Source organism: Streptomyces sp. NPDC107528 (assembly GCF_055639295.1).
The window spans coordinates 20,655-46,005 of the sequence record NZ_JBVKAV010000003.1 but is presented as its reverse complement, the minus strand read 5'-3'; the positions used below and the strand labels follow the sequence as shown (position 1 = coordinate 46,005).

Below are 25,351 nucleotides of genomic sequence, written 5' to 3'. Positions count from 1 at the left end.
ACTCCGGGCGGGGGCCGCGCGTGCCGCCGCCTCCGTCATCCGGGGTGGTGTTTGGATGACGCGGAACAGAAGTAAACGGAAGTAACGGACACCTGGCTGGCGGAGGTGGCGCATGGACCGGGGCACGACGCTGCTCGCCGCGACCGAGTTCCTGGCCTGGTGGGCCGCGCTCGCCATGCTGTGGCTGATCCTCGTCACCACCGTGGACACCCTGGAACTCGCGGTCGGCGCGGGCGTCGCCGGCGTGGCAGCGCTCGCGGCCGTCGCCGCGCGCCGGGCGGTGGCCGGTCGATGAACGGCTGGCTCCTCGCCGCGACCGTCGTGCTCGGCGGGGGAGTGGGCGCCACCGTCTGGGGCGTCGCCAGCGGACCACTGCGGCGCAGGGTCGTCGCCCAGAACCTGTCCACCGCCCTCGCCTGCCCCGGACTGCTCCTGCTCGCCCAGGGATACGACCGCCCCGCCTACGTCGATCTCGCTCTGGTCCTCGCCCTGCTCGGCCCGGTCGGCACCCTCGTCTTCGCCCGCCTGCTGACCGGCGAACTCGCCGACGACCCGCCGCGCGCCCGGGGCCTGACGTGGGCGGCCGCCGGCCTCGGCGCGGCCGTGGTGCTGGCGCTGTGCGTGGCGGAGGGACCGAGCCGGGCGATGCTGAAGGTCCTCCTCACGGGCGCGCTGCTGATCGGCGGGAACTTCGTCGCCTCCCAGGCGTTGTCCGGCGGCGTCGCGGGGGTGCGCAGTGGCTGATGCGGTGATCGTCGTCGCGCTGCTGCTGGTCGCCGGCTGCGCGACCGTGGCCGTACTGGTCCGCGACCCCGTGCGCCAGGCCCTCGTGCTGGCCGTCCTCGGCGTCGTACTGGCCGTGCTGTTCACCGCCATGCAGGCGCCGGACGTCGCCCTGTCGCAACTGGCGGTCGGCGGGGCCCTCACCCCGCTGCTGCTGCTCCTGTCGGTCCGCAAGGTCAAGCGGCGCAAGGAGCGTGACGAATGAACCCGCGCACCCGGCTCCGGCTCGTCGCCGTCGGCGGCACCGGCCTGGCCGTGCTCCTCGTCGCGGCATGTCTGCGGCTGCCGGACTTCGGCGGCGACAGCCACCCGTACGGCGACCGCGCGGTGCGCGATTCCCTCGCCCGGCAGACCGCCAACACCATCGCCTCCATCAACTTCGACCAGCGTGCCTTCGACACGATGGGCGAGATGACCATCCTGTTCGCGGCCGTCGTCGGCTGTGTCGTCCTGCTGCGGCAGACCCGCGACGAGCACCGCGCCCGGCCCGAACCCGCCGACGTCGCCCCGCCGGTGCGCCGCTACGCCCTGATCGTCCTGCCGGTCGCCCTGGTCGTCGGCCTGTACGTCATCGCGCACGGGCAACTCAGTCCCGGCGGCGGCTTCCAGGGCGGCGTCGTCGCCGCGACCGCCCTGCATCTGCTCTACCTCGGCGCCGGCTACCGCGCCCTGGAACGCGTCCGCCCGGTCGGTCTGTACGAGGTCGGTGACGCCGTGGCGGCCTCGGCCTACCTGGTCACCGGCCTCGCGGGCCTCATCGGCGGCACCGCGTTCCTCGCCAACACCCTGCTGCCGTACGGCACGTTCAACACCCTGTCCTCCGGTGGCACCGTGCCGCTGCTGAACGCGGCCGTCGGCATGGAGGTCGCCTGCGCGGTGGTCGTGCTGCTCGCCCGATTCCTGGACCAGGCCGTCGAGATCGAGGGGGAGAGCGGGAAGTGAGAGCGCCGTGATGGATGTGCTGCCGTACCTCGTCGCCGTGTGGATCTTCCTCATCGGCTGCTACGGCCTCGCGACCAGCCGCAATCTGATCCACGCCGTCGGCTGTCTGGCCGTGTGCCAGTCGGCCACGTACGTCCTGCTGCTGGCGGTCGGCTACCGCGACGGCGCCACCGCGCCCGTCTTCTCCGACCTGGAGCCCGGCGCACGCCCCGTCGTCGACCCGGTCGTCCAGGCCCTCGCCCTCACCGACGTCGTCGTCGGCGCCACCGTCACCGCGCTGCTGCTCGCGCTCGTCATCCAGGTCGCCAAGCGGCACGGCACCGTCGACCCCGACGAACTCTCCGAGCTGCGCGGCTGATGAACGACCTGCTGCCGCTGCTCGTCGCCGTGCCGCTGCTCGGTGCCGCCCTCCTGGTCGCCGCCGGCCGTCGCCTGCCCCGCGTCGTCGCGGATTCCGTGGCCTGTGCCGTGTCGGCGGGGACGGCCGGGCTCGCGATCGTGCTGTCGCTGAACTCCTCGCCGCCGATGGTCGAATGGGTCGGCGGCTGGACGCCCGTGGAGGGCCGCAGCGTCGGCATCGTCCTCATCGGGGACGGCGCGGGGCTCGGCATGGCCGCCCTGGCCTCCCTGCTGACCCTCGCGGCCCTGGCGTACTCCTGGCGCTACTTCGAGGAGCCTCCGCGTCGGCACGCCGGCTCGTTCCCCGCGCTGGTCCTGCTCCTCCAGGCGGGCATGTGCGGATTCGCGATCGCGGGCGACCTGTTCAACGCGTTCGTGTGGTTCGAGCTGATGAGCGTCGTCGCCTACGCGCTGACGGGCACCCGGGTCGAGGAGGCCAAGGCCGTGCAGGGCGCGCTGACCTTCGGCGTCGTCACCTCGCTCGGCGCCTACGCCATGCTGATGGGCATCGCGCTGCTGTACGCCCGCACCGGCGAACTCGCCATGGACGGGATCGGGCGCGGCCTCGATGCCCACGGGCCGCCGGACGCGCTCGTCCTGGCCGCCTTCGTCCTCGTCCTGACCGGCCTGCTGATCAAGTCGGCCGCGGTGCCGTTCCACTTCTGGCTCCCGGACGCGCACGCCGTCGCACCCACACCGGTGTGCATGCTGCTGTCGGGCGTCATGGTCGAACTCGGCGTGTACGGCGTCTGGCGGGTGTACGGCACCGTATTCGCCGGACCCGGCGGGATCCCGGCGGCCGACCTGGAGCGGGTCCTCGTCGTGCTCGGCGCGGTGACGGCGCTGATCGGCGCGGTCATGTGCTGGTACCAGAGGCACATCAAGCGGCTGCTGGCCTACTCGACGGTCGCCCACACCGGGCTGTTCCTGATCGGCATCGGCGTCCTCACACCTCAGGCCGACGACGGGGTCGCGCTGTACGTCCTCGGACACGCCGGGGTGAAGGCCGCGCTGTTCGCCTGCACCGGCATCCTCCTCGACCGGTACGGCAACGTCGACGAGCACGCGCTGCACGGGCGCGCCCGGGAATTGCGCGGAGTCGCCGTGATGTACGTGGTGGGCGGGCTCGCCCTCGCAGGACTCCCGCCTTTCGGGACGGGGTTCGGGAAGGCCGTCACGGAGAAGGCCGCGGGCGGCTCGCTGACCCTGCTGTACGTGGTCGCGAGCGCGGTCACCGCCGCGGCCGTACTGCGGGTCGCCGCCCGGGTGTTCTTCGGACTCGGCCCGACGCCTGCGGACGACCCCGAGTACGAGACGACCGGCGCCGGCGAACGGCCCGAGACCCGGCACCGGCTCAGCCGGATCCCCGACACCATGACCGCGGTACCCGCCGTGCTGCTCGCCGGCTCCCTCGCCGTCGGCGTGGCCCCCGGCTTCGGCGAGGTCGTGGCCCACGCCGTCAACGAGGCCGGTTCGGGCGGCGCCGTGGTCCCCGCCCCGCACTGGACCCCGGCCGGCGTCCTGCTGGACCTCGCCTCGACCGTACTGGCCCTCGGCCTGGCAGCCCTGGCCGTAACCCGCCCCGACCTCCTGGCCGCCCCGTCCCACGCACGCCCCCTACGTCGCCTGCAGTCCGGGCACGTCGGGGACTACGTGGCCTGGGTACTGATGGGAGCCACCCTGCTGGGCGCACTGGCCCTACCGGGCCTGCTGACGTAGGCGCCCCCGCCGCCCAAGCCCCACGCGCCGGACACCGTCCGCCACGCACCTCGCCGGAGCGGACCCGGCTTCACCGCGCGAACGCCGGGCGCCGAGCGACTGCACATGTCTCCGGGCTTGATGTGGCTTCGCCGAGGTGAGCCCGGCGGCTCGCCCCGGGGGCGGGCAGCCGGCTGACGTAGGCCCTGCCCTCGGGCGCCCCCTCTGCGCGGGCGGCGTCCGTCATGCGCCTCGCGGGAGCGCGATCCGGCTTCGCCGAGGCAAGCCTGGTGGGCTCCACCCGGGGGCCGGCAGCCAACTGCGCAGGACGCTGCCCTCAGGTGCCCCCTGCGCCGGACGGCGTCCAGAATGTGCCTTGCCGGAGCGCCCGCACGGTTTGCCGAGCGTGCCGGCGGTCGGCGATCGCACGCTCCCCCCAACGCTTGACGTCGCTTCGCCGAGGCCCGCCCGGCGGCGCCACCACCAGTCGGCGGTCGGCCGGGCGGGCCGTCGTGCCCGCGCACGGGCGGGGCAGGCCCGTCGTGCCCGCGCACGGGAGACGGGGGCCGTCGGCATCGGCCTCGCCGGAGCCTCCACGTGGCTTCTCGCCGCGGGCGCTTGACATGGCTTCCCGAGGTCCGCCCTGGGTCCCTCACGGCAGGCGCCCGTGGACCCGGGGAGGGGGCATGCGCATCAGGCCCCGTACGTCACCTTCACCTCCTTGAACCCCAGCGAGTGGAGCAGGCCTTCGAGCATGCCGGTGGTGTTGGTCTCGGCGCGGGCCGTCAGTTCGCTGTCCTTGGCCGCGTCGCCGATGTGCTTCACCGCCAGCTTCTGCACGGCCTGTTCGCTGTTCGGGTTGTCCGAGAAGAGGTCACCGAGGCGGTCCAGGAGACCGCGTTGCTTGGAGACGGCGTAGGAGCGGTCGGGGTCGAGGGACGGTTTGCCGAGGGCGGCGTGCGGCAGGCGGAGCGTTGCGGACGTACGGTCGTCGTTGACCGTGACGTCGTCCTCGCCGACCTTGCCGAGGTCGACATAGGCGTCCACGGTGCCCGCGCCGACGTACAGCGTGCGGGAGCCGCGGATCGCGTCGGGCAGGAGCTTGGCGTCCTTCTCCAGATCCACGACGATCTGGAAGTTGCCGGAGGCGGCGTCGTAGCGGCTCATGTCCTGGATGGACTGGAGCAGTGCGGGACCCGAGCGGTCATTGGTCTCGGTGCCGAACAGGTCCTTGAGGCCGGGGAGCACGCTGAACCGGATCCCGGCGAAGAAGACGACGAGCACCAGTACGAGGGCGCTCACCACCTTCGCCCAGCCGGGCATGCGCTTGTTGATGCGCTTGATGGGAGTCGTCATGTCGACGTTCCTCCTTCCCTGCCCTTCGGATACCCCCAAACCCCCAGGAGGACCGGATCGTTGGCCGATTGGCACCTCCGAGCGGGGCAGGGACGTCCACGCCCACGGGCGCGCTGCAACGTTTCTGCCGAGGTCAGTAGCATGAGTCCGCCACCCGGAATGATCATTCGAGGAGCGGATCGTGCGAGAGATCGCCGTGTTCAGCGGTAGTGCCCACCCCGAACTGGCGGCGGAGGTCTGCGCGCATCTGGGGGTGCCGCTCAGCCCCAGCCGGGTCAGCAGGTTCGCCAACGACTGCCTGGAGGTGCAGCTCCAGGCAAACTGCCGGGAACGGGACGTCTTCCTGATCCAGCCCCTGGTCCGGCCCGTCCAGGAACACCTCGTCGAACTGCTGCTGATGTGCGACGCCGCCCGCGGCGCCTCCGCGGGCCGGATCACCGTCGTCATGCCGCACTACTCCTACGCCCGCTCCGACAAGAAGGACGCGCCCCGCATCTCCCTCGGCGGCCGGCTCGTCGCCGACCTGATGGTCTCGGCCGGCGCCGGCCGCGTCCTCGCGATGACGCTGCACTCGCCCCAGGTGCACGGCTTCTTCACCGTGCCGGTCGACCACCTGCACGCGCTGCGCGAACTCGCCGCGCACTTCCGGCAGTACGACCTCTCCCGTACGACCGTCGTGTCGCCGGACCTGGGCAACGCCAAGGAGGCCGCCGCGTTCGCGCGGATGATCGGCGCCCAGGTGGCCGCCGGTGCCAAGCAGCGGTTCGCGGACGACCGGGTCAGCATCAACTCCGTGATCGGCGAGGTGACCGGTCGGGACGTCATCGTCCTGGACGACGAGATCGCCAAGGGCAGTACGGTCCTGGAGCTCCTCGACCGGCTGCGGGAGCTGGGGCCGCGCTCGATCCGCGTGGCCTGTACGCACGGTCTGTTCGCGTCCGGCGCGCTGAAGCGGATCGGGGAGCAGCCCGACGTACTGGAGATCGTGTGCACCAACACCGTGCCGGTGCCGGCGGAGGAGCGCACCGAGAAGCTGCGGATCCTGTCCATCGCCCCGGCGCTCGCCGAGGCCGTGCGTCGCATTCACAACGGGGAGTCGGTCAGCGCCCTGTTCGACGCGCCGGGCACCGATTAGACACGTGCCCTCATAACGTGCCGGACGTGGCCTCCGGCTGGTTCAGGGCCGCGTCGAGGGTGGGATGCGGGGGCAGCAGCCGGGAGAGGCCGGTGATCCTCAGGACGCGCAGGGTGAGGGGGTGGGTGCAGACCAGGTGTAACTGCCCGCCGTGGTCGAGGGTCCGGCCGCGGGCCCGGTACAGCAGGCGCAGTCCGGAGCAGTCGAAGAACTCGACCGTCCTGAGGTCGATCACGATCCGCGCGTCGGGGTGCGCCGTGACCCGGTCCAGGTACGGGGCGATCTCCACCGCGGCGGCGATGTCGATCTCGCCGCGGAACTCCAGCACCGTGTGTTCCCGGTGCCGATGGACGCGCAGATGCCGGCTGAACGGCGCAGGTTCCTGCTGCATGACGACATCGCCTCCAGCCTGCTCAGGTGCGGCGGGGATGCAGCCCGAGTGAGCGCAAATCCGGTCCCCGCACTGCAAGTTACCCTCGATTGAGCGAATCTGAGCATGTTCGATTGACATATGTCTTTGATTTGCGACAGAGGCTTCGCTTGATGTTTGGGGTGTGACTACGACAGTGCGTGCCAGGCCTTGGAGAGTGCCTGGCGGAACTGCTCGGCCTGATGTGCCGTGAGGTCCCGCACCATCTGCTCCTCCAGCTCCCGCACGGGCCCCTCGTGCCGCGCCAGCAGCTCACGCGCGGCGTCGGTCAGCAGGATCTGCAGCTCCCGGCGATTGTCGGGATTGCGCTCCCGGCGCACCAGCCCGCGGCCCTCCAGGGACCGCACGAGATCGGCGATCGACTGCGCGGTGACGAAGGAGTCGCGGGCGAGCTGTGCGGCCGAGAGTCCGTCGTGGCGTTCCAGGACGGTCAGTGCCGTGTACTGGAGCGCGGTGATCCCGGACGGCTTGACCAGCTCGTCCAGGTGGGAGCGCACGACCAGCTCCACCTGCTTCACCATGTAGAGAAGCGAGGGGTGGGCCTTGGCTGCCTGGGTGTCGAGCATGACTTCAGCCTAGAGCATTGACAGGAAACCTGTCTGTAATGAGACTGCGAACAGACAGGAATCCTGTTGGTTGAAATCTTGGCGATGAGGCTGAGGAGTGGCGATGACCACCTTCGAGATCGAACCCGGTCGGTTGTTCATCGGGGGCCGGTGGTGTGAGGCCGCCGACGGAGCGCGCGCCGAGGTGGTCGACCCGTCCCGCGGCGCCGTCGTCACCACCGTCGCGGACGCCGGTGCCGCTGACGTGGACGCCGCCGTGCGCGCCGCGCGGGAAGCCTTCGACGACGGCGCCTGGTCCGGATCGAGCGGCCGCGAGCGGGGCCGGGTGCTGTACCGGGTCGCCGAGCTGATCCGGGAGAACGCCGACATCATCGCCGAGCTGGAGAGCCGTGACGTCGGCAAACCGATCACGCTCGCCCATGCCGTCGACGTCACCAACGCCGCCAACGACTACGAGTACTTCGCCGCCCTCGCCCAGTCCCTGGACGGCTCCGTCCGGGACACGCCCATGAACGCCCTCGCCTACGTCAGGCGCCGGCCGCTCGGGGTGGTCGCGGCGATCACGCCGTACAACTTCCCCCTGATCCTGGCCGGTTCGAAGATGGCTCCGGCGCTCGCGGCCGGTAACACGGTGGTGCACAAGCCTGCCGAAGAGACCCCGCTGAGCGCCCTGTACATGGCCGGGCTCTTCAAGCGCGCCGGTGTCCCCGACGGCGTGGTCAACGTCGTCACCGGTGGCCCCGCCACGGGCGAGGCGCTGCTGCGGCACTCGGGAGTGGACAAGGTCGCCTTCACCGGCTCGACCGCGGTCGGCCGCAGGGTCGCCGCCCTCGCCGGTGAGTCGCTCAAGCCCGTGACCATGGAGCTCGGCGGCAACGCGGCCCACCTCGTGTTCGAGGACGCCGACCTGGAGAAGGCCGTCGGGGCGATCATCAAGGGGTTCGTCTTCAACACCGGGCAGTTCTGCATGGGCGGACCCCGGCTGCTGGTGGCCCGCCAGGTCCACAGCACACTGCTCGGCATCCTCGCCGACGCCGTGCCCGGCGTTCCGCTGGGCGATCCCCGCAAGCCCGAGACCGTCATCGGCCCGATGGCGGGGGAGCGGCATCTGCGCAAGGTCGAGGAGTACGTCGAGCTGGCCCGCAAGGAAGGCGGCCGCATCGTCTGCGGCGGCGAGCGGCTCGACCTCGACGGGGGCTACTACTACAAGCCCACCGTGATCGCCGACCTGCCGAACGACTCCCGTGTGATCCAGGAGGAGATCTTCGGCCCGGTCCTCACCGTCCAGGCATTCGACTCCGAGGACGAGGCCGTCGAGCTGGCCAACTCCACGCCGTACGGGCTGGCCTCCGGCGTCCAGACCGGCAACCTGGCCCGTGCCCACCGGGTCGCCGACCGGCTCCAGGCCGGCATCGTCTGGGTCAACGACTGGGCGATGCTCGACCCCGCGGTCCCCTTCGGCGGGGTCAAGGACTCCGGATTCGGCCGCGAGTACGGGACCGAGGCGCTCGACGCCTACACCACGACCAAGTCCGTCGTCGTCTCGCTCGACTGAGCGCCCCCGCCAAGGAGTTCGTACGATGTCCATCCCCACCCGTGCCGCCGTCGTCGAGTCCGGCGGAGCACCCTTCACCCTCTCCGATGTCCAGCTCGACGAGCCCGGACCGTACGAGGCCGTGGTCCGCATGGTGGCGACCGGCCTGTGTCACACGGACCTCGGTGTGGCGAGCGGCGGACTGCCCTTCCCGCTCCCCGGCGTCCTCGGACATGAGGGCGCGGGTGTCGTCGAGGCCGTCGGTCCGGCGGTGACCGGCGTCGCGCCGGGCGACCACGTCGTGCTGTCCTTCACCTCGTGCGGTGCCTGCCGCAACTGCCGTGGCGGCCACCCCGCGTACTGCGCGACCTGGCTGCCGCTGAACCTCATCGGCGGCCGACGGGCCGACGGCACCGGCACGATCAGCCGGGGCGGGGAGGAGCTGGGCGGGCACTTCTTCGGCCAGTCCTCCTTCGCCGAGCGGGCGTTGGTGGACGAACGCAGCCTGGTGAAGGTCGACCCGGAGGTGCCGCTGGCCTCGATCGCTCCGCTCGGCTGCGGTGTGCAGACCGGAGTCGGCGCCGTATGGAATGTGCTGAAGCCCGTCACCGGCAGCACCGTCGTCGTCCTCGGCGCGGGAGCCGTCGGCCTCTCCGCGGTCATGGCCGCCGCCCTGACCCCCGCCACCCATGTCGTCGCCGTCGACCGGGTCGACGAACGCCTCTCGCTGGCCAAGGAGTTGGGCGCCACCCACACCGTCAACGCGACCGAGGCCGATCTCGGCGAGGCGCTCGCCGAGATCACCGGCGGCCAGGGCGCCGACGGAGTCGTGGAGACCACCGGCAACGTCGGCGTCCTGCGCCAGGGCGTCGACGCGCTCGCCGCCCGCGGCACCCTGGTCGTCGTGGGCGCCCCGCCCTTCGGCACCGAAGTCGCCCTGGACGTCAACGGACTGCTCGGCGGCAAGCAGATCGTCGGCCTCACCCTCGGCGACGCCGAGACGCAGACCTTCATCCCCGCCCTGGTCCGGCTCGTGAAGGAAGGCCGACTCCCGTTGCACCGCCTGATCAGCACCTATCCGTTCGCGGACATCGACCAGGCGGTGCGGGACATGGGCGCGGGCAAGGCGATCAAGCCCGTGCTGACGTTCTGACCCGTCCGACCGAATCGACCGGGAGCCGGCCGAGTCGACCGGGAGCCGGCCGAGTCGACCGGGAGCCGGCCGAGTGGAGCGGGAGCCGGCCGAGTCGACCGGGAGCCGGCCGAGTCGACCGGGAGCCGGCCGAGTCGGACCGAGTCGACCGGGAGCCGGCCGAGTCGGGAGGGGCCGCCGATCCGACTCAGTCGACCGTCAGGACCAGCTTCCCCGCGGTCCGGCCGGTGTCGCCCAGCGCATGCGCCTCGGCGGCATCGGCCAGCGGGAACGTGCCGGCGATCTCGGCGCGCAACTGGCCCTTGTCGACCAGGTCGGCGATCGCGCGCAGGTCGGCGCGGTCGGAGTCCACGAGCATCCGCAGCGCCCGGACGCCGAGCCGCTCGGCCTCCTCGTAGAAGTCGTCCGAACCGACCGGAAGGATCGAGACCACGACGCCGCCCGGGCGCAGCACGCCCAGTGAGCGCACGGACGTCTCACCGCCCAGGGTGTCCAGGACGACATCCACGTCCTTCACGGCCTCGGCGAAGTCGGTCTCCCGGTAGTCGATCACCTCGTCGGCGCCCAGGCCCCGCAGGAACTCGTGCTTGCCCGCGCTCGCCGTGCCGAACACATGCGCGCCCCGCGCCTTGGCGATCTGCACGGCCACGTGCCCGACCCCGCCTGCGGCCGCGTGGATCAGTACCCGCTGTCCCGGCTGCACGTCCGCGTACTCGACCAGGGCCTGCCATGCGGTGAGGGAGACCAGGGGCAGCGCGCCCGCCTGGATGTGGTCGACCGAGGTCGGCTTGTGCGCGAAGACGCGCGCCGGTGCGGTCACGTACTCGGCGTGCGAGCCATGGCCGAACGGGTAGGACAGCATGCCGAAGACCTCGTCGCCGGGCTGGAACCGGACGACGCCGATGCCGACCGCCTCGACCACACCCGAGACGTCCCAGCCCAGGACGAAGGGCGGCTCGCCCAGGAATCCGCCGTTGTCGCGGTGCTTCCAGTCGGTCGGGTTGAGGCCGGCCGCGCGTACCCGGACGAGTACCTCGTTGGGGCGGGGGGCCGGGCGCTGAACTTCCACTTCCTTGAGGACCTCGGGACCGCCGAGAACGTCCTGGCTGATGGCTCGCATCGTGTTCACATTGCTCATGGTGAACCAGCCTGCCGGGATCCGCCGCCCCGGGAAATGGCACGATTGCCAACCTTCGATAGGATCGTGCCATGCGCGATGAGCAGTCTGGAGAGCAGTTCGGTGAGCGGTGTGAGGGCGAGCGACGCGGCGAGGGTCGGGTGGAGCGCGTCGTGGTGCTGGCCCTCGACGGCGTCTACCCCTTCGAGCTGGGCATCCCCAGCCGGATCTTCGGCGCGGCCGACGGCCGGTACGAGGTTCTGACCTGCAGCGTCGACGGCGGACCGGTGCACAGCAACGCCGACTTCACGATCGGCGTGCAGCACGGCCCGGAGATTCTGGCCACCGCCGACACCGTCGTGGTCGCCTCCGTGGCCGTCCCGTACATCCCCTTGGAGCTGCCCGCCGAGGTCGCCGGCGCGCTCGCGCGGATCCGCCCGGACGCACGCATCGTGTCCATCTGCACCGCAGCCTTCGTCCTCGCCGCGGCGGGCCTCCTGGACGGCCGCAGGGCCACCACGCATTGGCAGGTGACCGAGCCGTTCCGGCGCCGCTACCCGCACGTCGACCTCGACCCGGACGTCCTGTTCGTCCACGACGGCAGGATCCTCACCTCGGCGGGCGCCGCCTCCGGCGTCGACGTCTGCCTGCACATCGTCCGCACCGACCACGGCAGCGAGCTGGCCAACGCGGTCGCCCGGCGCTGTGTCGTGCCTCCCTTCCGGGACGGTGGCCAGGCCCAGTACATCGAGCAGCCCGTTCCGCAGAGCGGAGCGGCGAGCACCGCGGACACCCGCGTCTGGGCCCTGGAGCGCCTCGACGAACCCCTCACTCTGGCCGACCTCGCCGGCCACGCCCGGATGAGCCTGCGCACCTTCGCGCGCCGCTTCAACGACGAGGTCGGCATGAGCCCCGGCCGCTGGCTGATCCAGCAGCGCGTCGCCCGCGCCCGGCATCTGCTGGAGTCCAGCGACCTCTCGGTGGACCGGATCGCCGGCCAGGTCGGCTTCGCCACGGGCGCCTCGCTGCGCCAGCATCTGCACGCCGCGATCGGGGTGTCCCCGCAGGCGTATCGCCGTACGTTCCAGACGGCCGCCGCCCGATAGCCGCCCCGCAATCCCCGCAGCCTGTCCGCCCCGGCGCGGTGACCGATTTGGTCAACTGCACTGGTCAGTAAAGGCATTTGTCGACGTTCGTTCGCTTGGCTGACAGTGACGGAATACTCACGTCCGCCAACCTTCGTGGTTGATCCTTTCGTGTTCAAACCCGATAAGCTCCCGTTCGGCACTGCGAGTTGACCCGGTCGCGATCGGTCAGCTTGCGGTGCGTACTCATGAGTGCGATCGCCCAGCACACCCCCAATGTTCGATCGTCGCCTCGAAGGATGCAGATGGAACTCGCCACTCCGCCCCCGGCGGCGCGGCCCCCTGTCGCCTGGTACAGCTGGTGGCTGATGCCACTGGCTTTAGGAGGTGGGACCGTTGCCGCCACGTTCATGAGCTCGGAGCGAATAACCGCCGGCATCGCCGGTGTCGCCGCCACCACCGCCAGCGCCGTGTGTGTACGACTCCTGCTGCGCACCCGGACCCAACTGCGCCGGTCCGAGGGCGACTTCCGCACCTCGCAGGCCGAGCACTCCCAGCAGTGGCAGCAGCATGTCGCGGGCCTGGAGCGGAAGTACAGCGCCGAACGCGGTGCCCTGGAGAACCGGCTCGCCGAGCAGTCCGGCGCCTATGAGGCGCAACTGGCCGAGCAGGCCCGCTCCTACGAGGAGCGCCTGGCCCAGGAGAGCACCTCCTACGAGGAGCGGATCGCCGCCCAGGCCAAGTCCTATGAGGCCCAGCTCGCCGACCAGGCCGAGGTCTGGCAGGAGCAACTGGCCCACCAGCTCGCCGCAGTCGTCCGGCTCGCCGACGAGCAGCTGCCCGAGGCACTGCGCCAGCTGCGCGAGGGCGAGTCCATCGACGACGTCCTGCCGAGCGTCAACCAGTGCGCGAAGGTCAGCGCCGAGCTGCAGACAAACCTGCGCAAGGTCCTGCGCACGTCGCTGGTCGGCGTCGAGGAGGAGTTCAACCGCTCGACCGCCGCAGAGCACGCCGTGGTCGGCATCGGCAGCCGCATCCACGTCCTGACCAGCAAGCTCCGCGGCCGTCTGCACGACCTCCAGGGCGAGCACGGCCGGCTGCCCGCCGTCGCCCGGGGCCTGATGGAGCTCGACCAGGCGATCGGCCCCGCCGACTGTCTCGCCGCCAGCGTCACCGTCCTCGGCGGCTCCGACCGGCCCGGCAGGCAGTGGCAGGAGCCGCAGCGCCTGCTCAGCGTGGTCCGCGGCGGCATCGGCCGAATCAAGGACTTCCACCGGATCGACGTACGCCACCTGCCCGAACTCGGTGTCGACGGCGGCATGGTGGACCACCTCACGCTGATCTTCGCCCACCTTCTGGACAACGCCGCCCGCTACTCGCCGCCCACCGAGCCGGTCGTCGTCTCCGGCAAGGAGGTCCCGAACGGCGTCGGCATCGAGATCCAGGACTCCGGAAAGGGGCTGAGCGAGGAGAAGAAGCGCGAGGCCGAGCACGCTCTCGCGGGCACCGCGCAGGGCGCGGGCCTCGGCGGCATCTCGGAGGACGCGAACATCGGTCTGCGCGTCGTCGGCATCCTCGCCCGCCGGTACGGCATCCGCGTCACCTTCGCGGACTCGCCGTGGCTGGGCACCTCGGTGGTGGTCGTGGTCCCGCACAAGTACTTCAGCCCGCTGCCCGCGGCTGCCTCCGCCACCCCGGCGGCGGCCGCCCAGACGGCACCGGCCGGCGCCATCGCACCGGCCCGCGAGCCGGCCGTCGTCGAAACGGCCCCGGCCGACTTCGGCGACGCCGTGGACACCACGCCCGGCGGCCTGCCCCGCCGGCGCAGCAAGCGGAACGAGGAGGCCCGCCACGAGCCGGCCGGGCGTCCGGAGCGGGACCACGACACGACCTCCGTCGTCGCCGTGCCGCCCGACGCGTCCTTCGCAGGCCTGGCCGCCTTCGCCACCGCGGGCCGCGAGCCCGGCGAGGAAGGCGGGCCGGACGACGGCCGCGAGTCCACCGAGCCGCACAGCACTGAAGGAAGCGACTAGTCCCCATGACGCAACAGGGAACCGACGTGAGCTGGGCGCTCCGCGACCTGGTGGAGAGCATCCAGGAGATCAACTTCGCCCTGGTGGCCTCCAGCGACGGCAAGGCCATCACCTCCTACGGCGCCGAGGACCCCGACGACGTGGACCGCTTCGCGGCCGTCGTGGCCGGGCTGCAGGCACTGGCCCAGCCGGTCGCCGAGCAGTTCCCCAAGTACGCGGGGCAGCTCAGGCTGGCGATGATCGAAGTCGACGGCGGCCACCTCTTCGTCGTCCGTGCCGGGGTGGAGACCTATCTCGGCGTCCTCGCCCGGGAAGGCCTCGACCAGGGCCTGCTCGGCCATCAGATGAGGGACCTGGCGCGCAGGATGGGCGAACTGCTCGGCACCACTCCGCGCCAGGAGGAGCACTCTGGATGAGTGCTCCCCGCAGGCCCACGAACCCGTCCGGTCTCGAGCGCTACTACGTCCTCACCCGGGGCCGTAGCGGACCGGGCGGTTCGGCGTCGAGCCTCGACGTGGCAACCCTCATCGTCTCCCGTACCGGCCCCGCACCGGGGTTGCAGCACGAGCACGAGGAGATCCTCCGGCGCTGCCGCGATCCACTGTCGGTGGCCGAACTCGGCGCCCATCTCGGACTGCCCTTCAACATTCTCGCGGTGCTGCTGACGGATCTGCTGGAGGCAGGCCACGTCGAAGCCCGTGACCCCATATCGGCACACCACGCCGGCCGCGGGCCCGACCTCGCGCTCCTTGAGGAGGTACTCAGTGGACTTGAAAGGCTTTGACCAGCCGGGCGGGCCCGGTGCCGGGGGCACCCGCTCGGTCAAGGTGATGATCGCCGGCGGCTTCGGCACCGGGAAGACCACCATGGTCCGGTCGGTCAGCGACATCAAGCCGCTCACCACCGAGGAGACGCTCACCCAGGCAAGTGCCGACGTCGACCACCTCATCGGCGTCGCCGACAAGACGCAGACCACCGTCAGCCTGGACTTCGGCAAGATCGGCCTCAATGACAGCCTGACGCTGTACCTGTTCGGCACGCCCGGACAGGAGCGGTTCTGGTTTCTGTGGAACGGCCTGTTCAAGGGCGCGCTCGGCGCGATCGTCCTGGTCGACACCCGCCGGCTCGCCTCCAGCTTCCGGGCGATCGAGGAGATGGAGCGGCAGGACGTGCCGTTCGTCGTAGCGCTGAACGTCTTCCCCGACTCCAAGGACTATCCGGTCGAGGAGATCAGGGACGCCCTCGACATCTCCCCGCACACCCCGGTGGTGGCCTGCGACGCCCGCGACCGGGCCTCCAGCCGTGACGTCCTCGTCGCCCTGATACGTCACTTGAAGGAACGCTCCGCCGTCGCCCTGGAGTCCCGATGAACGCCCAGCCCTTAAACGATCCCGATGCGCCCCGCGGTTGCCCCTTCGGCCATGACACCGAGCTCACCCGGCTGTACGGGCCGGAGGCGGCGACCGACCCGCGCGGCATCTACGAGCGGCTGCGCAAGGAGCACGGCTCCGTGGCGCCGGTGCTGCTGGAGGGCGACATCACCGCCTGGTTGGTGCTGGGCTACCGGGACAGCCGGCGCGTGCTCGACAATCCCCTCCAGTTCCCCCGGGACGCGCGGATCTGGCGGGACTGGCGGGAGGGCCGGGTCGCGGAGAACTCTCCGCTGGTTCCGATGCTCGCCTGGCGCCCCGACTGTGTGTCCCAGGACGGCGAGGCTCACCGCCGACTGCGCGGCGCCGTCAGCGACGGGCTGCAGTCCGCCGCCGACCGCGGTGTCCGGCGCCACGCCACGTACTTCGCCAACAAGCAGATCGACGCGTTCGCGGACTCCGGCCGCGCCGATCTGGTGGCGGACTACGCCGACTACCTGCCGATGCTCGTGACCGCCCGCATTCTGGGGCTTGCCGAGGCGGAGGGGCGTCGCCTGGTCGAGTCCTGCGCCCAGGTGATGAAGGGCGGCGAGGACGCCGTCACGCACGACGGCGTGATCAGGGAGATCTTCGGTGAACTCGCCGAGCGCAGGCGGTCCGAACCCGGCTCCGACCTCGCCACCGGCCTGCTGGAGCATCACGCGGCGCTCGACCATGACGAGGTCGTGGCTCACCTGCGCGCGGTGCTGATCGCCGCGCACGTCACGACCAACCTCCTGGCGCGCGTGCTGGAGCTGGTCCTGACCGACGCCTCCCGGCTCGCCGGGCTGATCAGCGGTGAGCTGAACATCTCGGCGCTGGTCGAGGAGGCCATGTGGAACTCTCCGCCGCTGGCCGTCCTGCCGGGCCGCTTCGCCGCCAGCGATGTCGAACTGGGCGGCCACCGCATCGAGGAGGGCGACCTGCTCGTTCTCGGTCTCGCCCCGGGCAACCTCGACCCCGAGGTCCGGCCCGACCCGGGTGTCTCGGTGCAGGGCAACCAGGCGCACCTGGCGTTCGGCGCGGGCCCGCACGAGTGCCCCGGGCAGAACATCGGGATGTCCATCATCGAGATCGCGGTGGACGTCCTTCTGCACCGTCTGCCGGGCCTGCGCCTGGCCGTGCCGCCGGAGGAGCTCACCTCGACCGCGTCCACATGGATGTCCCTGCTGGACAGCCTGCCGGTCGAGTTCGAGGTATAGGCCCCAGGACGCCGCTGCCCGGCCGGGCAGCGGCGTCGTGTCACACGGAGCAGGGCGGAGGCGTCAGCCGTCGAGCCAGTCGCCTGCGAGGTCCGTGGGACGGTATCCGGTGGCGTTCCAGAGGAAGTGCGGGTGGGCGCAGCCGAACATGTAGGCGAGCAGGGCGGCGTCCTCCCTCCCGGTCCGAGAGTCGTGCAGGGCGTGGAAGAACTCCGATCCGACTGCGCCGGAGTCCTGTTGGATCTCCCGAGCGCGGGTCGTGGACGGTGCGGCTCTGGATGCTTCAACGGCGGCGATGTACGTGCGGCGCAGGATCTCCCATGAGCTGTCGGTGTTGCCGTGCCAGGGGCCGTGCAGTGCTTCGAAGGCATGGAGCTCGGCGTCGAAGAGGGCCCATGTCTCGGGGTATTGGGCTCGGCAGCGTGCGGACAGCTCGGCGGTCCGGGCGCTCAGAGCCGGTGCGGTGGGCCGCGGCGCGATGGTGAGGGTGGTGCCGTGGGTGAGGATGCCGGTGCATGCGTTGGGCTGAAGGTCGCACAGCGGGCAGTCCTGGACCGGGGGCAGGCCCTCGGTGATGCCGTCGAACCACAGGGCGTGGCGTCCCGTGAGCCCCAGCCAGACGATGGTGCTGGGCATCAGCCAGGTGTTCCACATCGGGGAATGCGCCTCGGGCATGCAGCCGTACTTGACGCTGGCGATGGCGCAGGCGGCGTAGAGGGCCTTGGTGTGGGCCGGCATGTCGGCGAGCCAGAAGTTGCTGATCTCGCCGGTGAGGGCGTCGGCTCGTACGTCGACCATGTCGTCGATGACGCGGCACAGCAGCAGAGAGGCGAGGTGTTCCTCCTGCCAGAGTTCGGTGTCGGGTGAGACGTGCCAGAACAGGCAGTCCATCATTTGCAGGAGTGAGTAGGTGCTCTGGCTGAGCGGGTTGGTCTGGGGGAGTACGACGCTGCCCGCGGCGTGCTGTTGGAGCCAGGACTCGTCCGCGGATCGCTTGTGGGCTGCGTAGAGTCCGCAGACCAGGGCCCGCGCGGTGTTGGTGCTGAAACTCTCGGCCAGGCGGCCTTCGATGAGTTGGGTGAGGTGCGTGGTGTCTATCGTGTCGATCACGCGTTTGTACTCATGGAAGAGCAGGATGTCGTCCTCGAAGCGGTGACGGTAGCCAAGGTCTCGCTCGTGGTCGTTCATCTGCCGGGCCAGGACCCATCCACCGGTCAGGACGCTGTCGAGTTCCCGGTGGTACGGCCAGGTCTTGACGGTGAGGGGACGACCGGCGCTCTGCCGCCAACCGTAGTCAGCCAGCGTGCGTGCGGGGGGCGTGGGCAGCCGACGGCACAGAGAGCAGGAGCAGGCGGTTTCCTGTTCCTCGTCGCGCGGCGAGGTGAGTGCCCGGCTCTTCCAGGCCCCTTCCAGCATCGTGCAAGTCAGTCGGCAGACCTCGATATCGGTGCTGACTTGGGGGAAGGCCGCTTCGATCACGCGCAGGCTGGCATCGAGTCGCCTCAACCTGGCGTTGCCCTCCTCGTCGGGCGGGACGAACGCGCGCGGCGCCAGATTGAGGGCTCCCTTTACATGCAGCGTCGTGCTGGAGCCCGGGGATCCGAGCGCGTCCAGCCGCTGTTCAGCGGCGTTCTGGCAATCTCGGAACTCATCCGTGCACCCATTGATGTGTTGCGCGAAGAGGTGGGCCAGGGCGCTCCCGGCCTCCGCCGGCTGGAGCTGGGCGCTTGGCTGCGCCTGGAGCAAGCTGCCGGTGGATGTCTCCGGGCCACCGCCTACGACTCGAGATTTCACACCGGTCTCCCTTCAAGCTGTGGTCCTGGCAACGCAATCGATCGGCCGTGGTTGTCAGCCGGTCGTGTCCGAGAAGATTCCGTGCATTCCCGACGGCCTCGCCGAACAGCCGGACTCACGTTTCGGGGGACGTGGCGCGAGGTCTCCCCCGCCCTGCGGGCGGGCGGCCGCACGACCGCCCGCTCGAACTCACCTTCCCGATGCGCAAGTTGAATCGAAAAGCGGTACGAGGCTGCCCAGGCCGTAAATGATCTACGCGTAACCGGACCGTGATCTCCGTTACTGCTCAAGCCTCCTGAGCTGCGTATACTCGCGCGCCCCCGACGTAAGTGACAGCTACACGCGTTTCCGCGATCGCCCCGGCCGGCCCGTCGAACGGATCGCGGTCCAGGACCACGAGATCCGCCAGCGCACCGGCGCGTACCTCGCCCGTGTCGTCCAGGTGGTTCACGTACGCCGAGCCCGCCGTGTAAGCGGTCAACGCCTCGGCGAGTCCGATGCGTTCGCCGGGCAGGAACACCGGCGTGTCGCCGTGGCCCGATGTCACCTCCGGGGCCACGCGGTTGACGGCGACATGGATCCCCTGGAGCGGATCGGGGCTGCTCACCGGCCAGTCGCTGCCTGCCGCGAGCCGGGCGCCGGAGCGCAGCAGAGCGCCGAACGGGTACTGCCACGCGGCGCGTTCGGCCCCCAGGAACGGAATCGTCAGCTCGTCCATCTGCGGTTCGTGCGCGGCCCACAGCGGCTGGATGTTCGCCGTGGCACCGAGCCGGGCGAAGCGCGGCACGTCGGTCGGCTGGACGACCTGGAGATGAGCCAGGTGGGGCCGCGTGTCGCTCGGCCCGTTCGCAGCCCGCGCCGCCTCGATCGCGTCCAGCGCGTCGCGTACGGCCCGGTCGCCCAGGGCATGGAAGTGGCACTGGAAGCCCAGCGCGTCCAACTCGGTGACGTACTTGGGCAGCTGCCCCGCGTCGATGAAGCTGGTGCCCCGATTGGCAGTCGCGCAGCCGCACTTGTCGAGGTAGGGCTCAAGCAGCGCCGCCGTCCCGGTCTCGGCGACGCCGTCCAGCATCAGCTTGATGCTCCCCGCACGGAAGCGGCCATGACTCAACGCCGAGCGCTTCTCGACCAGTTCGGGGATCTGCTCGGCGCCACGCTCGCGGTCCCACCACAGCGCCCCGACGACCCGGGCGGTGAGCGAGCCGTCCCGCGCGGCCGTCAGATACGCCTGTGACGGGTCGTCCATGCCGAGGAAGTCCCCGACCAGCGCGTCCTGCCAGGCCGTGATGCCGAGCGCGTGCAGATGCCGCTGGGCGTGCAGGAGCGCCGCGACCCGGTCGGCCGGTGTGGCGGGCGGTGTGAGCCGCCCCACCAGCTGCATCGCACCCTCCTGGAGCGTGCCGCTCGGCTCGCCGGAGGCGTCCCGGTCGATCCGTCCGTCGGCAGGGTCGGGCGTGTCGCGAGTGATGCCCGCGAGCGCGAGGGCGCGGCTGTTGACCCAGGCGCCGTGATGGTCACGGTTGGGCAGATAGACCGGCCGGTCGGGCGCCACCGCATCCAGCAGCTCCCTCGTCGGCGTACCGCCTTCGAACGCCTCCATCGACCAGCCGCCGCCGGTGATCCACTCCCGCTCGGGATGCGCGTCCGCATAGGCGCGCACCGCGGCGAGCGTCTCGTCCGCCGTTTTCGCTCCGGTCAGGTCGCACTGGGTCAGCTCCAGCCCCGCCGGCACCGGATGCACGTGCGCGTCCTGGAACCCGGGGAGCAGCAGCCGGCCGGCGAGGTCCACCACCTCGGTCCGCGGCCCGGCGAGATCGTGCACCTCCTCCCGTCCTACGGCAGTGATGCGGTCGCCGGTGACGGCCACAGCGGTCGCGGTGCGGCCCTCGGGCGTGAGGACGGGGCCGCCGGTGAAGAGGAGATCTGCGTGCATGGTCCGCTTCCTGGTAGGGGGTTATCGGGAGGAGGTGGCGATGAGCTGGGGCGCGTCGGCGTCGGTGCCCTTGCCGGTGCGGAAGTACGGCGACTTGCGCACCCACTTCGCCCAGGCGGCGGCCAGGAAGCCGGACGCGATCATCGCCAGGGGAGTGGCAAGCAGGAACCAGCCGTTGTCCGCGCTGACTTCGAAGTGGTCGGCGGAGGTGTAGAACGACCAGCCGAGGTAGCCGCCGAGGCCGAGCAGGGCCGCCGCGCTGAGCGAGGGGAGCACGACCGCCCGTATGCCCTCGCGCCAGTCCTCCCGCAGCAGGGAGCGGAAGCGCACGGCCGCCGCGAGGGCCGTGAGGGCGTAGGACAGGGCGACCACGATGCCCACGGCGCTCACCGTCGCCATGATCATGTCGGCGAGCCGGGGGATGACCAGCGCCAGTCCCGCGACCACCGCCGCGAGCGCGCCGATGAGCACCGTCCCGGCGGCCGGAGTGCCGTACCGCGGGCTGACCTTGGACCACACCGGCCCGAGCGTACGGTCCCGGCTCATCGCGAACATCGCCCGAGCCGTGGGAATCACCCCGGCCTGCAGGGAGGCGACCGCCGAGAACATCAGGGCGATCAGCGGCAGCGCCGCCCACGGCTGGGATGCCAGCCGGTCGCCGAAGAAGGCCAGACCCTCGGCGCCGTGGCCCACCAACTCCTCCTCGGACAGGACGCGTTGGAAGGCGATCGAGCCCAGCAGGAACAGGCCCAGCATGGTGAACAGGGTGGTGATGCCGGCCCGGGACGCGTCGCGCGGGTCGCGGACCTCCTCGTTGACGCTGAACGCCGACTCGAAGCCCCAGTAGCAGAACACCGACAGCAGCAGCCCCTGCGCGAGCGCCGTCGCCGAGGGGATCGCGAAGGGGTCGAACCAGCTCAGGCTGAAGTCGTGCGGGCCGGTGACGATGCCGTATCCGCAAAAGCCCAGCAGGACGACGTACTCGAAGACCAGCAGCCCGGCCTGGAGGCGCGCGGCGCTGCGGATGCCGGTCACTGCGGTCAGCGTGACCGCCACCAGGACCAGGATGCCGACCGCCGTCGTCTGCGCGGTCGAACCCGGGTCCAGCGCGAGACCGCCCACCCGGTGCAGCCCGGCGTCCCCGGCCAGCTGGAGCAGGGCCGAACCGGTGACCGCGGTGGTGTACGCGAGGAACGCCAGCACGGCAACGAGGTTCACCCAGCCGACCATGAAGCCCAGCCAGGGCGTGAGCGAACGGCCCACCCACACATAGCCGTTGCCCGCGTTCGGCTCGACCTTGTTGAGCCGGGAGAAGGCGCCCGCGATGCCCATGACCGGTAGGAACGCCAGCAGCATGATCGCCGGCAGATGCAGCCCGACCACGCCGGCCGTGACGCCGAGCCCGATGCCGATGCTGGTGGTCGCGGCCGTGCTGGACGCGGCGATGGCGACGCCGTCCAGGACGCCGAGGGACTTGCGCAGCTCGGGCCGCGCGGGAGGGTCGACGCTGTAGGGGTTGTCGGACATGGCCGGTCTCCGCTCGCACCGGGGGGCCTGGGCGGCCCCGATGAGCGGACATGAAACTGTCCGGGGGGTTAACAGGTCAACGGTGTTGTCGTAAGGTCTCGCCCATCGACCCCGTTCCACCGGCCCACGGAGGCGCCCATGACCGACCGCGTCGTCCCGCCCACCGCCCGGCAGCGCAGGCGCCCCACCAAACAGGGCGTCGTCCTGTCCGAGGAGCTGATCGTGGAGACGGCCCTCAGGCTGATCGAGGAGCACGGCACCGACGCCCTCTCGGTACGCCGCCTCGGCCGTGCGCTCGGCGCCGACCCCAGCTCGCTGTACCGGTACTTCCGGCACACCGACGACCTGATGCTCGCCATCGCCGACGAACTCATCGGCCGTACGCTGCGCACCTGGCGCCCGACCGGCGACTGGCGCACCGACCTGCGGGATCTCGGCCTGCGCATGCACGCGGGTGCCCTCGCCCACCCCCGGGCGGCGGTGCTCAGCTCGTACCGGGTGACCGGGCGGGCGTACGAGATCCAGGCCGTCGAGACGATCCTCGGCGTGCTGCGCGGCGCGGGCTTTCCCGACGCGGAGGCGGTGCGGATCTACCACGCCTTCGTCGACCAGGCCCTCGCGTACGGCGCCCTCGACTCGGCGAGCGTGGCGATGCCGAAGGCCGCACGCAAGGCGGAGCTGGCCGTCTGGCGGGCGACGTACGCGCGGCTGCCCGCCGAATCCCATCCGCACATCGCCGCCACCGCCCGCCATCTCGTGGCCGACATGCCGAACAGCTCCTATCCGGCGGCCCTGGACCTGCTGCTCATCGCCGCCGCGGCCCGACTGACGGAAATCCACGCCCGGGCGGGACGTCCGACGGCCACACTGGACCCGCACGTCAACGCCGTTCCGTGAGGAGACCGTTCGCCGATGACCCGGCCACTCGCCCGCCCCGCCGAGCAACGCAAGCAGGACACCCTGCACCGACTGGAGCACGACGAGGACGTGTGGGTCGCCACCGCCGACGCCGCCGGGGGACTGCCGTACCTCGTCCCCCTGTCCTTCCGGTGGGACGGCTCGACCCTGCTGCTCGCCACGCCGGCCAAGAGCCCGACCGGCCGCAATCTCAAAGCGACCGGCAGAACACGCCTCGGCATCGGGCCGACCCGCGACGTCGTCATGCTCGAGGGGACGGTCGAGGCGATCGCCCCGGCCGAGCTGTCCCAGGAGGAGGGCGACCTCTTCGCGACCAGGACCGGCTTCGACCCGCGCCGACTCAGCACGCCCTACCTGTACTTCCGCGTCCTGCCGACCCGGGTGCAGGCCTGGCGTGAGGCCGACGAGCTGCACGGGCGGGAACTGATGCGGGACGGCGAGTGGCTGGTGGCGGACTGAAACCGCCTGGCCGGGACACCCGTTGGGATGCAGGCGGCGGGGCAGGACGTCCCGTGCCCCAAACCCTTCGGAGGAGTCATGCCACTGGTGAAAGCCGGTTTCGTGGTGCTCGATTGTGCCGAGCCCGAGAAGCTCGCCGAGTTCTACCGGGATCTGCTGGAAGGCGAGATGACGGACGCGACCGCCAACCGCGTCGAGATCAGGGGCGCCGACGGGACCCGCCTGGCGTTCCGTCGCGACATGAACGCCACCCCGCCGAGCTGGCCGCGCCCCGAGAACTCCCTCCAGGCCCACCTGGACTTCGTGGTGGAGGATTTGGACGAGGCGGAGCGCAAGATCGTCGGGCTCGGCGGCCGTCCCGTGGAGGCGAAGGACGCGGCCGGCCCCTACGAGGAACGCGGCTACGCCGACCCCGCCGGCCACTCCTTCATGCTGCGCACGGTGGCCCCGACGGCACCGAAGCAGGGCTGACACCCTCCGCCGGCACCGCAGCGGGGCTCAGTCCTCCCTCGGTGCCGGCGGGACCGTCAGTCCCGGCCGCCCTTCTCGCTGACCGGCCACACGCCCGTCGAGCGCTCGATCGCCTTCGCGCCCGTGCGGTCCGCCAGGCTGCGCGCCGCCGCGAACAGGGCGCCCTGGACCGCTGCCGCGAGCAGGATCTCCCCCCAGCCGCGCTCCCGGTCCAGGGCGTCGGGGGCGTCCTCCTCGTGCCGGATCGCCATCCAGGTCTTGCGGAAGGCGAGCCCGGCCAGCGCCCCGCTCGCCCAGCCGAGGGCGAATCCGAGGGGCTTGTAGGCGAGGGGGAGCTTCATCTTCTTCTGCTTGTTCTTCTTGGCCATGCGCGTCTGCGCCTCCTTCGTGGGTCAGGGTCGCCCTTGCGCCGGTACCCGCTCGGCCTCGGAAACCGGCCCGGGGGGTGTCCCGTCGCCGAACGGCCTTCCGCCCAGCTCCTGACGGTGATGCGGCGTCAGCCAGCCCGACAGGTCCGGCCCCACGGGCACGATTCCGGTCGGGTTGATGCCGCTGTGGACTTCGTAGTAGTGCCGTTTGATGTGGTCGAAGTCGACGGTGTCACCGAACCCCGGTGTCTGGTAGAGGTCGCGGACGTACGCCCACAGCACCTGGTTCTCCGTCAACTTCCAGCGGTTGCACTTGAAGTGGCCGTGATAGGCGGCGTCGAAACGGACCAGAGTGGTGAACAGCCGGATGTCCGCCTCGGTGATGGTGTCGCCGACCAGATAGCGCTGCCCGGCCAGTCGCTCGGACAGCAGCTCCAGCCGCCGGAACAGCCGCGCGTACGCGTGCTCGTACTCCTGCTGCCCGGTGGCGAAGCCCGCCCGGTACACCCCGTTGTTGACGTCGTCGTAGACGTCCGCCATCACGGCGTCGATCTCGTCCCGCAGTCCCTCCGGATAGAGATCGGGTGCCCCCTCGCGGTGCAGGGCCGTCCACTCGGTGGCGAGGTCGATGGTGATCCTCTGATAGTCGTTGGTGACGAGCCGGCCGCTGGGCACGTCCACGACGGCGGGCACGCTGACGCCGCCCGGGTAGTCGGTCTCCCGCTTGTCGTAGGCCTCACTGAGATAGCGGATGCCGAGCACCGGGTCACGGTCGTCGGGGTCCAGCGTGAAGCGCCAGCTGCGGTCGTCCTGGATGGGGTCGGCGACGGCCAGGGACAGGGCGTCCTCCAGGCCGAGCAGCCGCCGGGACACCAGTGACCGGCTCGCCCACGGGCAGGCACGGCTGACCACCAGACGGTAGCGCCCCGGCTCCACCGGCCAGCCGTCCCGCCCGTCCGCGGTGATCCGGTCCGTGAAGTGGGCCCTGGACCGCTGGAATTTCTTCCCGGTGTTGCCCCCGCCGCTCATGACCTGGCTC

At 71.1% G+C, this 25,351-nt stretch carries 27 protein-coding genes; 18 read left to right on the top strand and 9 right to left on the bottom strand.

The genetic code is table 11. The features are described 5' to 3' along the window. The first annotated feature begins 112 nt into the window (after positions 1–112). From ACZ7L5_RS10135 to ACZ7L5_RS10110, 6 genes are read left to right on the top strand one after another with little or no spacing between them, the layout of a single operon-like run. Positions 113–295: a hypothetical protein gene (locus ACZ7L5_RS10135; protein WP_471515968.1), complete on the top strand. Its 183-nt coding sequence runs from the start codon at positions 113–115 to the stop codon at positions 293–295. Next, positions 292–744: an MrpF/PhaF family protein gene (locus ACZ7L5_RS10130; protein ID WP_471515966.1), complete on the top strand. Its 453-nt coding sequence runs from the start codon at positions 292–294 to the stop codon at positions 742–744. Before ACZ7L5_RS10135 ends, ACZ7L5_RS10130 begins: the two co-directional genes overlap by 4 nt. Beyond that, entirely contained in the window at positions 737–988 is a 252-nt protein-coding gene (locus ACZ7L5_RS10125) for a Na(+)/H(+) antiporter subunit B (protein ID WP_471515964.1), read from the top strand. The genes ACZ7L5_RS10130 and ACZ7L5_RS10125 overlap by 8 nt, the downstream gene beginning before the upstream one ends. Beyond that, entirely contained in the window at positions 985–1,725 is a 741-nt protein-coding gene (locus tag ACZ7L5_RS10120) for an MnhB domain-containing protein (RefSeq protein WP_471515962.1), read from the top strand. Before ACZ7L5_RS10125 ends, ACZ7L5_RS10120 begins: the two co-directional genes overlap by 4 nt. Positions 1,726–1,735: 10 nt before the next feature. Further along, on the top strand, positions 1,736–2,083 hold the full coding sequence (locus ACZ7L5_RS10115) for a sodium:proton antiporter (protein WP_471516733.1): 348 nt from the start codon (positions 1,736–1,738) through the stop codon (positions 2,081–2,083). Continuing rightward, on the top strand, positions 2,083–3,843 hold the full coding sequence (locus ACZ7L5_RS10110; RefSeq protein ID WP_471515961.1) for a complex I subunit 5 family protein: 1,761 nt from the start codon (positions 2,083–2,085) through the stop codon (positions 3,841–3,843). Before ACZ7L5_RS10115 ends, ACZ7L5_RS10110 begins: the two co-directional genes overlap by 1 nt. Before the next feature lie 672 nt (positions 3,844–4,515). Here the strand turns inward: ACZ7L5_RS10110 and ACZ7L5_RS10105 are convergent. Further along, positions 4,516–5,178 (bottom strand): DUF4230 domain-containing protein, encoded by a 663-nt coding sequence (locus ACZ7L5_RS10105; RefSeq protein ID WP_363036245.1) that lies wholly within the window; start codon positions 5,176–5,178, stop codon positions 4,516–4,518. Between the two features lie 181 nt (positions 5,179–5,359). Between ACZ7L5_RS10105 and ACZ7L5_RS10100 the strand changes: the two genes are divergently transcribed. Next, complete coding sequence (locus ACZ7L5_RS10100; RefSeq protein ID WP_471515959.1) at positions 5,360–6,313, top strand: ribose-phosphate diphosphokinase; 954 nt, start codon at positions 5,360–5,362, stop codon at positions 6,311–6,313. A gap of 10 nt (positions 6,314–6,323) precedes the next feature. Here ACZ7L5_RS10100 and ACZ7L5_RS10095 read toward each other — a convergent pair whose 3' ends face one another. Together ACZ7L5_RS10095 and ACZ7L5_RS10090 are read right to left on the bottom strand one after the other, a co-directional pair. After that, the gene (locus ACZ7L5_RS10095; protein WP_471515957.1) at positions 6,324–6,704 is read right to left on the bottom strand and encodes an anti-sigma factor antagonist; all 381 of its coding nucleotides are present in this window, start codon (positions 6,702–6,704) and stop codon (positions 6,324–6,326) included. Positions 6,705–6,871: 167 nt separating this feature from the next. Then, positions 6,872–7,309, bottom strand: a complete 438-nt coding sequence (locus tag ACZ7L5_RS10090; RefSeq protein WP_471515955.1) for a MarR family winged helix-turn-helix transcriptional regulator — start codon at positions 7,307–7,309, stop codon at positions 6,872–6,874. Between the two features lie 103 nt (positions 7,310–7,412). Between ACZ7L5_RS10090 and ACZ7L5_RS10085 the strand changes: the two genes are divergently transcribed. Both ACZ7L5_RS10085 and ACZ7L5_RS10080 read left to right on the top strand, forming a co-directional pair. Then, the gene (locus ACZ7L5_RS10085; protein WP_471515953.1) at positions 7,413–8,864 is read left to right on the top strand and encodes an aldehyde dehydrogenase family protein; all 1,452 of its coding nucleotides are present in this window, start codon (positions 7,413–7,415) and stop codon (positions 8,862–8,864) included. Between the two features lie 25 nt (positions 8,865–8,889). Continuing rightward, positions 8,890–9,996 (top strand): NAD(P)-dependent alcohol dehydrogenase, encoded by a 1,107-nt coding sequence (locus ACZ7L5_RS10080; protein WP_471515951.1) that lies wholly within the window; start codon positions 8,890–8,892, stop codon positions 9,994–9,996. A 187-nt stretch (positions 9,997–10,183) separates the two neighbouring features. Here ACZ7L5_RS10080 and ACZ7L5_RS10075 read toward each other — a convergent pair whose 3' ends face one another. Further along, positions 10,184–11,134, bottom strand: coding sequence for an NADP-dependent oxidoreductase (locus ACZ7L5_RS10075; RefSeq protein WP_471515949.1), 951 nt, complete (start codon positions 11,132–11,134; stop codon positions 10,184–10,186). Positions 11,135–11,205: 71 nt separating this feature from the next. On the opposite strand from ACZ7L5_RS10075, the gene ACZ7L5_RS10070 reads away from it, so the two are divergent. From ACZ7L5_RS10070 to ACZ7L5_RS10045, 6 genes are all read left to right on the top strand, one after another. Next, positions 11,206–12,219: a GlxA family transcriptional regulator gene (locus ACZ7L5_RS10070; protein WP_471515947.1), complete on the top strand. Its 1,014-nt coding sequence runs from the start codon at positions 11,206–11,208 to the stop codon at positions 12,217–12,219. 284 nt (positions 12,220–12,503) lie between these two features. Then, entirely contained in the window at positions 12,504–14,231 is a 1,728-nt protein-coding gene (locus ACZ7L5_RS10065) for a sensor histidine kinase (protein WP_471515945.1), read from the top strand. Positions 14,232–14,236: 5 nt separating this feature from the next. Then, positions 14,237–14,647 (top strand): roadblock/LC7 domain-containing protein, encoded by a 411-nt coding sequence (locus tag ACZ7L5_RS10060; RefSeq protein WP_328420191.1) that lies wholly within the window; start codon positions 14,237–14,239, stop codon positions 14,645–14,647. Beyond that, the gene (locus ACZ7L5_RS10055) at positions 14,644–15,015 is read left to right on the top strand and encodes a DUF742 domain-containing protein (RefSeq protein WP_471515943.1); all 372 of its coding nucleotides are present in this window, start codon (positions 14,644–14,646) and stop codon (positions 15,013–15,015) included. The genes ACZ7L5_RS10060 and ACZ7L5_RS10055 overlap by 4 nt, the downstream gene beginning before the upstream one ends. Next, positions 14,996–15,601 carry a GTP-binding protein gene (locus tag ACZ7L5_RS10050; protein WP_362385708.1) on the top strand — a complete coding sequence of 202 codons (606 nt, stop codon included), beginning with the start codon at positions 14,996–14,998 and terminating at the stop codon, positions 15,599–15,601. Before ACZ7L5_RS10055 ends, ACZ7L5_RS10050 begins: the two co-directional genes overlap by 20 nt. Further along, positions 15,598–16,842, top strand: a complete 1,245-nt coding sequence (locus ACZ7L5_RS10045; protein ID WP_471515941.1) for a cytochrome P450 — start codon at positions 15,598–15,600, stop codon at positions 16,840–16,842. The genes ACZ7L5_RS10050 and ACZ7L5_RS10045 overlap by 4 nt, the downstream gene beginning before the upstream one ends. A gap of 63 nt (positions 16,843–16,905) precedes the next feature. Here ACZ7L5_RS10045 and ACZ7L5_RS10040 read toward each other — a convergent pair whose 3' ends face one another. The 3 genes from ACZ7L5_RS10040 to ACZ7L5_RS10030 all read right to left on the bottom strand — a co-directional run bounded on the left by ACZ7L5_RS10040 (position 16,906) and on the right by ACZ7L5_RS10030 (position 22,096). Continuing rightward, the gene (locus ACZ7L5_RS10040) at positions 16,906–18,636 is read right to left on the bottom strand and encodes a hypothetical protein (RefSeq protein ID WP_471515939.1); all 1,731 of its coding nucleotides are present in this window, start codon (positions 18,634–18,636) and stop codon (positions 16,906–16,908) included. Between the two features lie 286 nt (positions 18,637–18,922). After that, the gene (locus ACZ7L5_RS10035) at positions 18,923–20,569 is read right to left on the bottom strand and encodes an amidohydrolase (protein ID WP_471515937.1); all 1,647 of its coding nucleotides are present in this window, start codon (positions 20,567–20,569) and stop codon (positions 18,923–18,925) included. Between the two features lie 21 nt (positions 20,570–20,590). After that, complete coding sequence (locus tag ACZ7L5_RS10030; RefSeq protein WP_471515935.1) at positions 20,591–22,096, bottom strand: APC family permease; 1,506 nt, start codon at positions 22,094–22,096, stop codon at positions 20,591–20,593. Positions 22,097–22,234: 138 nt separating this feature from the next. On the opposite strand from ACZ7L5_RS10030, the gene ACZ7L5_RS10025 reads away from it, so the two are divergent. The 3 genes from ACZ7L5_RS10025 (at position 22,235) to ACZ7L5_RS10015 (ending at position 23,944) form a co-directional block, all read left to right on the top strand. Further along, positions 22,235–22,993 carry a TetR/AcrR family transcriptional regulator gene (locus ACZ7L5_RS10025; protein WP_471515933.1) on the top strand — a complete coding sequence of 253 codons (759 nt, stop codon included), beginning with the start codon at positions 22,235–22,237 and terminating at the stop codon, positions 22,991–22,993. A 15-nt stretch (positions 22,994–23,008) separates the two neighbouring features. Next, on the top strand, positions 23,009–23,473 hold the full coding sequence (locus ACZ7L5_RS10020; protein ID WP_471515931.1) for a pyridoxamine 5'-phosphate oxidase family protein: 465 nt from the start codon (positions 23,009–23,011) through the stop codon (positions 23,471–23,473). 78 nt (positions 23,474–23,551) lie between these two features. Then, complete coding sequence (locus tag ACZ7L5_RS10015; RefSeq protein ID WP_363036273.1) at positions 23,552–23,944, top strand: VOC family protein; 393 nt, start codon at positions 23,552–23,554, stop codon at positions 23,942–23,944. 56 nt (positions 23,945–24,000) lie between these two features. On the opposite strand, the gene ACZ7L5_RS10010 is transcribed toward ACZ7L5_RS10015, so the two are convergent. Beyond that, entirely contained in the window at positions 24,001–24,312 is a 312-nt protein-coding gene (locus tag ACZ7L5_RS10010) for a DUF4235 domain-containing protein (protein WP_471515929.1), read from the bottom strand. 24 nt (positions 24,313–24,336) lie between these two features. Continuing rightward, positions 24,337–25,341: a glutathione S-transferase family protein gene (locus ACZ7L5_RS10005; protein WP_471515927.1), complete on the bottom strand. Its 1,005-nt coding sequence runs from the start codon at positions 25,339–25,341 to the stop codon at positions 24,337–24,339. Positions 25,342–25,351 lie beyond the last annotated feature (10 nt).